The sequence below is a fragment of the Streptomyces sp. AF1A genome (genome assembly GCF_047340315.1).
Taxonomy (GTDB): Bacteria; Actinomycetota; Actinomycetes; order Streptomycetales; family Streptomycetaceae; genus Streptomyces.
The window spans coordinates 1-9,771 of the sequence record NZ_JBLEBI010000221.1 but is presented as its reverse complement, the minus strand read 5'-3'; the positions used below and the strand labels follow the sequence as shown (position 1 = coordinate 9,771).

Annotated in this window: 9 protein-coding genes; 2 read left to right on the top strand and 7 right to left on the bottom strand. The window is 75.2% G+C overall.

Going from position 1 to position 9,771, the window contains the following annotated elements:
• A partial coding sequence (locus ACLU3S_RS33305) for an AAA family ATPase (protein ID WP_413955716.1) occupies positions 1-1,051 on the bottom strand: 1,051 nt, incomplete at its 3' end.
• 599 nt (positions 1,052-1,650) lie between these two features.
• Between ACLU3S_RS33305 and ACLU3S_RS33300 the strand changes: the two genes are divergently transcribed.
• Positions 1,651-2,319 (top strand): 4'-phosphopantetheinyl transferase family protein, encoded by a 669-nt coding sequence (locus ACLU3S_RS33300; RefSeq protein ID WP_413955715.1) that lies wholly within the window; start codon positions 1,651-1,653, stop codon positions 2,317-2,319.
• A 107-nt stretch (positions 2,320-2,426) separates the two neighbouring features.
• Here the strand turns inward: ACLU3S_RS33300 and ACLU3S_RS33295 are convergent, their stop codons facing one another.
• Entirely contained in the window at positions 2,427-2,636 is a 210-nt protein-coding gene (locus ACLU3S_RS33295; RefSeq protein ID WP_413955714.1) for a hypothetical protein, read from the bottom strand.
• Positions 2,637-2,845: 209 nt separating this feature from the next.
• On the opposite strand from ACLU3S_RS33295, the gene ACLU3S_RS33290 reads away from it, so the two are divergent.
• Complete coding sequence (locus tag ACLU3S_RS33290; protein ID WP_413955713.1) at positions 2,846-3,922, top strand: LuxR C-terminal-related transcriptional regulator; 1,077 nt, start codon at positions 2,846-2,848, stop codon at positions 3,920-3,922.
• On the opposite strand, the gene ACLU3S_RS33285 is transcribed toward ACLU3S_RS33290, so the two are convergent.
• From ACLU3S_RS33285 to ACLU3S_RS33265, 5 genes are all read right to left on the bottom strand, one after another.
• Entirely contained in the window at positions 3,894-4,775 is an 882-nt protein-coding gene (locus ACLU3S_RS33285; RefSeq protein ID WP_413955712.1) for a 4'-phosphopantetheinyl transferase family protein, read from the bottom strand. The two genes, ACLU3S_RS33290 and ACLU3S_RS33285, sit on opposite strands and share 29 nt — an antisense overlap.
• Entirely contained in the window at positions 4,772-5,008 is a 237-nt protein-coding gene (locus ACLU3S_RS33280; protein WP_413955711.1) for an acyl carrier protein, read from the bottom strand. Before ACLU3S_RS33280 ends, ACLU3S_RS33285 begins: the two co-directional genes overlap by 4 nt.
• Positions 4,965-7,007, bottom strand: coding sequence for an HAD-IIIC family phosphatase (locus ACLU3S_RS33275; protein WP_413955710.1), 2,043 nt, complete (start codon positions 7,005-7,007; stop codon positions 4,965-4,967). The genes ACLU3S_RS33280 and ACLU3S_RS33275 overlap by 44 nt, the downstream gene beginning before the upstream one ends.
• On the bottom strand, positions 6,994-8,010 hold the full coding sequence (locus ACLU3S_RS33270) for a 3-oxoacyl-ACP synthase III family protein (protein ID WP_413955709.1): 1,017 nt from the start codon (positions 8,008-8,010) through the stop codon (positions 6,994-6,996). The genes ACLU3S_RS33275 and ACLU3S_RS33270 overlap by 14 nt, the downstream gene beginning before the upstream one ends.
• A gap of 1 nt (position 8,011) precedes the next feature.
• Positions 8,012-9,771 (bottom strand): acyltransferase domain-containing protein (locus ACLU3S_RS33265; protein WP_413955708.1); only part of this gene is annotated, 1,760 nt, incomplete at its 5' end.

The following is a 9,771-nucleotide window of genomic DNA, read 5'->3' as shown; positions in this document are numbered from 1 at the left end:
CCCGTGCCAGGCAGGTGAACAGGGCGTGCCCATAGGCCCCGTCGGCCCGGAGCCCGTCCGCCGCGCCGGCCCAAGCACCGTCGGCGTCCTCGGTGTCCTCCGCGTCCTCGGCGTCCTCGGCGTCCTCGGTGCCGTCGGTGCCGTCGGTGTCCTCGGTGCCGTCGGTGTCCTCGGTGTCCTCCGCGTCTTCGGCGTCCTCGGTGCCGTCGGTGTCCTCGGTGCCGTCGGCGTCCTCGGTGCCGTCGGCGTCCTCGGTGTCCTCCGCGTCTTCGGCGTCCTCGGTGCCGTCGGTGCCGTCGGTGCCGTCGGCGTCCTCGGTGTCCTCCGCGTCCTCGGCGTCCTCGGCGTCCTCGGTGCCGTCGGCCGGCCGCGGGCGCGGCGCGCCCGGCCCCGTCATGTCCTCCACCACCGCGCGCAGCAGCAGTGGATTGCCCCCGGCCAGCCGGTGTGCCAGGCGCCGGTGTGCCTCCGCGCAGATCCCGGCCCGGTCCAGCAGGGTGTCCACGCCGGACGGGCTCAGGCGCCCGGCCCGCAGCCGTAACAGCCGGGGCAGGCGGAGCAGTTCGCTCTCCAGGAGCGGGTCCGGGACCGGCGTGGGCAGGGCGCGCGCCAGGACCAGGAGGATCCGGGCGCGGCGCGAGCCCCGGGCCAGGTGCAGCAGATGCGCGCGGGAGAGGTCGTCGGCGTGCTGCCAGTCGTCCACGCAGATCACGACCGGCCCGTGCGCCGCCAGCCTTCGTACGGCGGCGCCGAACAGCTCCATCGACTCCCGCAGTCCGCGCCGGCCCCGCTCCCGGCGGGGCGGCAGCAGCCCCAGGGGGCCGCTCGCGGCGAGCTGGCCGAGCAGGCCCAGCGGCAGCCGGCGCTCGGCGGCCGCGCCGGTCGCGCGCAGCACCGTGTGGCCCCGGACGGTGGCCCGGTCGATCGCCTCGGAGATCAGTTCGCTCCGGCCGCAACCGACGGGCCCCTCCACCAGGACGACACCGCCGCGGCCCGCCGCGGCGTCGTCCAGCGCGGATTCCAGCGATGCGAGTTCCGCTGCCCTTTCCACGATTTTCACGCTGCGCCCCCCGCGATCACGCAATTATTTTGTCCGGGCATACCGAAGCCGGTTTTCTGCCGGAAATACGTCATCCGAGAATTGTGCATTCCATTCTAGATGGGGCCGGCCCGCCCCGACGGTGACCAGAACCTGCACGGCAGCAAATTGACCGCTGCTTACGCCCATGCGCGTAGCCGCCGGACGGGCCGCGGCGGCGCACGTCGGGCGCCGCGCGCCGCCGGCAGTGGCGCCCGAAGTCGCCTGCACGCCGCCCGCGCATCGCCCGCACGATGCCGGGAAGTCGCCGCGGAAGTCGACAAAGCTGCACAGTGCCGTGGTGCGGCGCCGGCGCAAACGCCCCGGAGAACCGGCCGAACGGCCGTGCGTCGTCCCCGTATGGCAAGGGCATGGCAGGACCCGCGCCGGCCACTGACCAGGGACCGGCAGGAGTGCGCACGGCAACCCGTCGGCATGGCAGCAGGCTGCCGCCCGCACCCCCTTTTTCCCTGCCACGTCCGCCGCCCGGCCCGCCGTCGCTCGCCGCGGGGCCGGGCCCGCTCGAAGGCTGGAGTCAGCCCACCTCCGGCCCCGAGCGAATCGAGGACTCCATGCTGGCCGACCTGCTGCCGTCGACCGTCGCCGCGGTCGAGGTGCGCACCGACCCCGTCGGCGTCGCCCTCTTCCCCGAGGAGGAGGACCACGTGCGGGACGCGGTGCCCAAGCGGCGCGCCGAGTTCGCGGCGGTGCGCTGGTGCGCCCGGACGGCGATGGCCGAGCTGGGCGTGCCCCCGGCGCCGGTCGTACCCGGCCGGCGCGGCGCCCCGGCCTGGCATCCGGAGCTGACCGGCAGCATGACGCACTGCGCGGGCTACCGGGCCGCCGCCCTGGCCCGGCGCGAGGACTTCGCCTCCGTCGGCATCGACGCCGAGCCGGACCTGCCGCTTCCCGACGGCATCCTGGAGGAGATCTCGCTGGGGCCGGAGCGGCGGCAGGTCACCGCGCTGCTGGCCGGCCACCCGGGGATCGCCTGGGACCGGCTGCTGTTCAGCGCCAAGGAGTCCGTCTTCAAGGCCTGGTATCCGGTGACCGGCCTGGAACTGGGCTTCCACCAGGCCCTGATCACCTTCGACCCGGCGCGGCGGGGCTTCACGGCCCGGCTGCTCACCGGTGCGGGGGGCGCCCGCGCGCCACGGGCCTTCACGGGCCGGTTCGCCGCCGAGGACGGCATCCTGGCCACGGCGATCGCCCACACGGCCCACGCCCTCGTCCCGGCCTGACCGTTCCCGTTCCGCGCCCGCGCCGGACGCCACCGCCGGCACGGCGCAGGGCCCCGGTCCGCTTCCGCCCGGGGCCCCTGTGGTGGTCCGTCGTACCGCGGGCGGGATCAGGTCCAGCGGTCGTCGCACGGCGTGGTGAGGAGCGCGGTCAGGGAGAGGCCCTGCGTGCCGGTGCTCACCGTCACCCCGGCGTCGGCGGCCGTGTCCGTGTGTCGCGGTGCGGCCTGGGCGCCGCCGGCGGCGAGCACGGCCGCGGCGCAGGCGCCGAGCAGGACAGCGGCCAGTTCACGCCGTCGGGTTCGGAAAGAAATCCCCATGTCTGTTCCCCCACTTGGTCATGTGATCTCAAAGGAACCGTAAAGGCATTTGATTGAGAGTTCTACTTCATTGGCCTCTGCCCTCATGGGGCCCCGGTCCCTTCCGGCGGACTTCAGCCTGCCTTCATTGAGCTCTTACGACCAAGCGCTTCACGGTGGCGTAAAGTTGCATGACAGGTAATTCGCCGGACTGGGGGGAGCGGCAATTGATGGCCGGAAGCGAATATTCCACCCTGGGTTTCGCTGAGCTGGACGACGTGAGCGCGTCGGCGTACGGCCACGCAGTGCGGCTCGGCCGCTTCGACCGGGAGGCCATCGCCGGGCAGCTGGGCCTGACCGCCCCCGAGGCCGAGCGCGCCGAACAGGTGCTGCGCCATCTGCGTTTGCTGCAGCCCATGCCCGGCGACCCCAGGGTGCTCGTCCCGGTGGGCCCGGAGGTGGCCGCCGCCGACCTGGTCGGAGCGGCCGAGCGCCAGGTGCGGGATCTGCAGCAGGCCGTCACCGAGGTCCGCACCAAGCTGCTCTCGCTCACCCCGCTGTACTTCGAGGGCAGACGCGAGCGCAACCGCCTGGAGGCCTTCGACCTCATCGGCGACGCGGCACTCGTCCAGTCGATGATCGACGAGCGCCGCCAGCTGTGCCGCAACGAGGTCCTCATCATCCAGCCCGGCGGCCCCCGCCCCTCCGAGGTGCTGCCCGCCGCCCGGCGGGCCGCCCAGGAACTGCTGGAGCGCGGGGTGCGCATGCGCACCATCTACCAGCACACCGCCCGCAGCGACCTGCCCACCCGCGCCTACGTCCGGGACGTCACCGCGGCCGGCGCCGAGGTCCGCACCGCCGACGAGGTCATCGACCGGCTGTTCATCTACGACCGCGAGATCGTCTTCCTGCCGGAACGTACCTCCTGCCCCGACCAGCCGCCCGGCGCCGCGGTGGTGCGCGAGCCCACCCTCGTCTCCTTCCTCTGCCAGGTCTTCGACTACCTCTGGGACAGCGCCACCCCGTTCGAGCCGGACACCGGCAAGGCGCCCACCACCGGGGACGACGTGAAGCACTCGATCCTGCGGCTGATGGCGAAGGGCTACAAGGACGAGATGGTCGCGCGCCGGCTCGGCATGTCCGTGCGCACCTGCCGCCGGCACATCGCCGAGATCACCGAGGAACTGGAGGCGACCAGCCGCTTCCAGGCCGGCTTCAACGTGGCCAGGTCCGGCATGCTCGACGACCTCCCCGAGGACCTCGCCGCCGGACGGCCCGTCAGTTCCCGCGACACGGCCAGTCGTTGAACACCTCCCCGTCCCCCAGCGCGTCCTCGATGGCGTCCACGCAGTCCTGGTCCAGCATCGTGGCCACGTCCATCTCGGCCGTCGAGCCGAACCCGGCGTCGTAGACGGCGGCGCTGACGCAGTAGGCGTCGTCGATGACGAAGCTGCGAAAGCCCCACTCGTCGCCCGTGCCGATCGTGCCGTCCGGGCGCTGCACCTGGACCGGGCGGCCGTCCGGGCCGAAGCCGAACTCCGTGAAGCGGAAGTTCATCCCCTGCCCGATGGCCTTGCTGTAGGCCTCCTTCAGCGTCCACAGCCGCACCAGACTGGGGTTGCGCTCCCGCTCGTCCAGCGCGGCCAGCGTGATCAGCTCGTACGGCGTGCACACGTGCCGGCCGAGCCCGCCGCCGTACATCTGGCGGTCCATCCGCTCGGCGTCGACGCCGATCAGCCCGCGCGTGGTCAGACCGACCAGCAGCACGTCGCCGGTGTGGCTGAGGCTGATGTCGATCTGGTCGTAGCCGCGCAGGTACGGCCGTCCGGTCGCGCCGTAGGCCAGCTCCAGCTGTTCGGGGTCGCTGCGCAGGACCGCGCCGGCCGCGTACTTCAGCAGCAGCCGCGAGGCCGCGTAGCGGCGGCGCACGTCCGCGTGGGTCAGCTCCAGATAGCGGGACCAGTCCCGGCCGAGCACCTCGCGCAGCGTCTCGTCCCCCGGGACCTTGGCGCCGAGCGCGGACAGCCGCGCCCACAGCAGGGCGGAACCGCTCTGCCGCAGATCGCGCCTCACCTGGTTCCAGGCCGCGTCGGAGCAGTCCGCCACCTCCACCGGAACGGTGAGCGGCGGCCCCACGGCCGCGCTTTGGTGGGCTGTCATGCCTGCTCCTTCACACACACGTGGATGTCTTCGAACGTCCGGGCCTCGAGGAGAGGGCGGATGGCCAGCCGTCGGCCGGTCTCCTCCTCCAGCGCCGCGACCAGGCGCAACAGCAGCACCGAGTCCCACTCGGGCACATCCGCCAGCCGCGTGGCGACGCCTCGCCCGCGCAGATCGATGGAGCACTCATCATGGAGCAGTCGCAGAAAATCGTCGAGGCAGCCAAGATCCATGGGCATTCTTTCCAGCCGGGGTCGCGGTCATTCGGATGTGAGAGGGCACCAGGGGGAGCGTGCGGAGGTCGTGCCGATAGCGCGTGCGCCCCGTGGCGGACGCCCCGGAGGGGCGGGACTCGCCGGACCCGCCGGGTTCCCGGGATGCGCGCGGCCTCTCGGACTCGGCCGGCGTGAAACCGAGTTCCGGATAGAAGGCCCGGGCCGGTGCGTTCTTCCGGGTCTCGGTGAAGCCGGCCCGCACCTCGCGGCAGCCCGCGGCGCGCGCCCGGGCGAGCACGTCCGCGAGGCAGGCGTGCTCGATGCCGCGCGCGAGCACCCGGCAGCTGAGCCAGACGTTCACCACCTCCAGCACCGCTCCGGCCCGCCGGGTCAGCACCGCACCCACCAGACCGTGCTCCCCGAACCGGTCGGCGGCCCGCGCCACCAGCAGCTCCGCGCCGTCCGCACCGCCCGCCGCCGCGGCCACCTCCGCCTCCGTCAGCCGCACCCCGGTGAGGTTGAACCGGTTGGTGCGCTGCGTGAGCTGGGCGGTGCGGGCGTACTCGTACGGCAGCGGGGGCCCGAAGTCGACGCCGGTGCCCAGGTCGGCGAGGTACGCGTCGACGGTGGCCGCGCCCGCGCGCAGCCGGCCGCCCCGCGCCTGTGCCCGGTACCGGTTGCCGCGCTCCCGGTCCTCCTCCGTCAGGCTCGGCTGGTCGAACCAGCCGTCGCGCAGCAGTCTCTCGCCGTGCAGGGAGGGTTCGTCGTCGAGGCGCACGACGGCCACCTCCGGCAGCGCCGCGCGGATCCGGGCGCACTCGGCCGGCGAGTCGTCGGCGAAGACCAGCGCGTCGGTGCCGATGCCCACCCGGTCGGCGATCTCCCGCAGCGCCTCGTCCTTGGGCCCCCACCCGGCGGCGATGTGCACGAAGTCGTCCTCGCGCAGCCGCATGTCCGGGTGCTCGCGCAGGACCGTGCGCACCTCCTCGGGGTCGTTGCGGCTGCTGACCGCGAGCAGCACCCCCTGCCCGCGCAGCTGGGCGGCCAGCCGCTGGAACGCGCCGAAGGCCTCCGCCCGCGGGGTGCCCGCCGCGGCGACACCGGCCGGGCCGTCCTCCGCCAGCACGCCGTCCCACAGCGTGTGGTCCAGGTCCAGCACCAGGCACTTGCGGGTCGTCCCGCGCAACGCCCGCACGAAGTGGGCCACTTCGCGGGCGTACGCCGCGAGCAGCCCGGCGCCGAGCTGGGCGTCGGCGTGGTGGGCCAGCCGGGCGTCGTGCAGCGGACCGCCCTCGGTGAGCAGCGGGTCGAGGTCGATCACGACGACACCGTCGGCCTCCGCGGACAGCCGCAGCAGGGACGCGTTGAACTCCCGCCACACCGCGCCCAGGCGCGCCCGCGACCGCAGATCCACCAGCCGGCGGCTCCAGGTCGCGGGCAGCGGCAGGGTGTTGAGCACCAGCGTGCCGCCCGCCCGGGCCCGGTGCCCGGCGGCGACCTCGCGCAGCAGCGCCAGCGTCCCGTCGCAGGCCCGCGCAGCGTCGTCGGGGCCCCACACCTCGGGCAGCCGCCGGAGGACGATCGAGGCATCGAGCAGGCACAGCGCCACTTCGTAGCGGACGCCCGCGAATCCGCCCGCGGAATCGGTCAGGTCCCGCACGAAGGCGCCGTGGTCGCCCAGCACCGGGCGCACCGGCATCCCGTGCCGGGCGAGTTCCGCCGTGAGCGGGTCGAGCACCGGGGCGACCGTCGACGACCCGGTGACCGCCACCGTCACCACGGGCGTGCCGGGATGGTGCGCCCGCACCCGGTCCGGATCGGCCCCGGCCAGCAGCCGGCCGACCCGGCGCAGCGCCACCGGGTCGTCGGCGACCTCGTGCCGGGCGAGGAGCGCGGCGACCGTGTCGTACTCCGCCTCCAGCCGGCGCTCGTCCCGCAGCAGCCGCAGCAGGTCCAGGGCGCTCGTGCCCGGGCCGGCGGCCGGTGCGGCCGCCGACGGGGCGTCAGACCTTCTCAAGGCACACCCCCGTCCTGATCCACTTGCTGGACTCGACGGCCAGGGCCAGCGCCCGTTCGCCGGGGCGGGCGGCCGCCGCCAGCCGGTCGAACTGGTGGAAGGGCAGCGCGTTGCCGGTGTTCCCGGTGTCGCTGACACAGCTGATCTCACGGGCGCCCGGCAGCGCGAGCCGGTCGAGGATGCGGTGGGTCATGTGGCGGGACAGCTGGGGCGGCAGCAGGTAGTCGACGTCCTGCGGCTGCCACCCGGCCAGTTCCAGCGTCTCCCACAGGGCCTCGGCGGCCATGCCGGGCACGAACTCCTCGATCGCCTTGTAGTCCTCGGTGACCGCGGGGCCGTCCGGTACGGCGTCGCCCGCGCCGTACCAGTGGACGATCTGCCCGGGGTCGCGGCCCAGTCCGGTGAACCGGTGCAGCACCCCGCGCACCGCCAGCCGGTCGCCGAGCGGCTGCGCGGTGAGCACGGCCGCGCCGGCGCCGTCGCCGAACAGCACGTAGTTGACAAGCTCGCCGGCGGGCCTGCGGGCCGCTCCGGGCCGCAGGTCCAGGTGCCGGTGGGTGACGTCGCCGCCGACGACCAGCCCGGCCCCGGCGCCGCCGGCGAGCAGGGCGCGGCCCAGCTCCAGGGCCTGCAGCGCGCCGGAGCAGCCGGCCTGGAGCTGGTAGGCGGGCAGCTGGCCGAGGCCGAGCCGGTCGGCGACCTCCGTGGCGGTGGTGGGCAGCAGCCGGTCCGGGGTGGCCGTGGCCAGCACGAGGAAGTCGACGTCGGCCGGGTCGAGTCCGGCGCGGTCGAGGGCCTGGGTGGCCGCCCGGGCGCACAGCCCGGCCAGGGTGCCGCGGACCTCGCCGGTGTCCAGGTCGCGGGCGAAGTGCCGCAAGCGGGTGCCGACGAAGACGTCGATCCACTCGGGGCTCACGCCCAGCGCCCGGCCGAGCGCCGCGTTGTCCACCGGCGCGCCGGGCAGGGCGGTGCCGATCCCGGCGAGGAACGCCGTCGCCGTCACGTCACTCACCTCCCGCCCCGGCGGTCGCCGGCACCCGCGCGCCCGCGGCCGCCTCCGCCTCCGGCAGGGCGCCCAGGTGCGCGGCCAGCGACTCGATGGACCGCAGCGCCGGAATCAGGTCCGGCACCGAAAGCTCGCCCAGCTGCGGCAGCCGCGCCTCGATCCGGTCCTTCAGCTGCATGATCATCACCGAGTCGAACCCCAGGTCCTCGTAGAACCGGGCCCCCGCCGTCAGTTCGGCCACGGGATAGCCCCCCACATCGGCGACGGCCCGGATGACGGCGGCGACCAGGGGCGGACGGCCCGCTTCCGGCGCCTGCCGGCGCTCCGCCGGCTCGTCCCCCCGGGCCTCCACCGCCACGGCGTCCCCCGCGCCCGCCGCCGGCGCCGGTGCCTGGGGAAAGCGCGGCCGGTCGTCGAAGACGTACGGCGCCAGACGCTCGGGCCTGCGGTGCTCCGGGGCGTACAGGGCGGACCAGTCGGGGTCGAGGCCGGCCCGGTACAACGTGGCGACCACGTCGGCCAGTTCGCGACCGGTGGCGGCGGGCCCCGGGCAGGGGTGGAGGAATTCGACGCCCTCGCCGAAGCCGCCGCGGCCCGCGAGGCCCAGCAGGTGCGGCCGGGGCCCCAGTTCCAGGAGGTGGGTCGGCGCGCTCTGCCGCATCAGCGCGCCCAGAGCGTCCGCGAAGAGCACCGGCGCGGCGGCCTGCGCGGCCCAGTACCCGGCGTCCAGCGGCTCGTCGCGCAGCAGGCGGCCGTACCGGGTGGAGACGAACGGCACCTCGGGCCGGCGCACCGCGATCCCGGCCGCCGCCTCGCGCAGCCGCGGCAGCACGGGCGCCACGGCCGGCGAGTGGAAGCCGACCGGCGCGTCCAGGAAGCGGGCGCGCAGACCCTGGGCCGCGAGCGCGGCGGCGGCCCGTTCCAGCGCGGGCAGGCTGCCCGACAGCGCGGTGTCGCCGGGGCCGTTGACGACCGCGAGGACCAGGTGCGGCTCCTCGGCGAGCAGCGCCTCGACCCGGTCCCGGGCGCCCCGCACCGCCAGCATGCCGGTGCCGACCGGCAGTTCGGCCATGAGCGCGGCCCGGGTGGCGACCAGCCGGGCCGCGTCCGCCAGGCCGAGCGCGCCGGCCGTCACCGCCGCCGCGTACTCGCCAGCGCTGTGCCCGAGCACGGCCGCCGGGCGCACGCCGAGACCGGTGAGCGTTCGGGACAGGGCGTACTGCACCGCGAACAGCGCGGGCTGGGCGAGGCGGGCGCCGGTGATCCGCTCGTCCCCGGTGAGCAGCAGCTCGCGCACCGAGTGGCCGGTGTGCGGGGCGAGCGCGGCGTCGGCCTCGTCCAGGTGGCGGCGGTAGGCGGGCAGGTCGCGGTACAGCCCGGCGGTCATGCCCGGGTACGCGCTGCCCTGCCCGGTGTACAGGAACCCGACGACCGGCGCACCCGACGGCCGTACGGCGGCCCGGGCCGCGGCGGGCGCCAGCGCGGCCCGGCGCAGCGCACCGGCCAGCTCCTCGGTGTCCCGTGCGGTGACGGCGTACCGGTACGGCAGTCCCGTCTTGGCCCGGTTGCTGCTCCAGCACAGCGCCGCCACCGACCGCCCGTGCCGCGCCACCGCGGCCGCCTGGGCCGCGAGATTGCGCCGCAGCCCGTCGGCCGAGTCGGCGGTCAGGGTGAACACGCCGACGGGACTGTCCGCACCCGAGGCCACGGCGGGGACGTCCCGCCCCTGCGCGTGCGGCCCCTGCGACCGGCCGGGAA

Bases quoted from the DNA above. Each gene is read 5' to 3' on its own strand.
- ACLU3S_RS33285 (WP_413955712.1), bottom strand. From the start codon at position 4,775: ATGACAGCCCACCAAAGCGCGGCCGTGGGGCCGCCGCTCACCGTTCCG.
- ACLU3S_RS33290 (WP_413955713.1), top strand. From the start codon at position 2,846: ATGGCCGGAAGCGAATATTCCACCCTGGGTTTCGCTGAGCTGGACGAC.
- ACLU3S_RS33280 (WP_413955711.1), bottom strand. From the start codon at position 5,008: ATGGATCTTGGCTGCCTCGACGATTTTCTGCGACTGCTCCATGATGAG.
- ACLU3S_RS33295 (WP_413955714.1), bottom strand. From the start codon at position 2,636: ATGGGGATTTCTTTCCGAACCCGACGGCGTGAACTGGCCGCTGTCCTG.
- ACLU3S_RS33300 (WP_413955715.1), top strand. From the start codon at position 1,651: ATGCTGGCCGACCTGCTGCCGTCGACCGTCGCCGCGGTCGAGGTGCGC.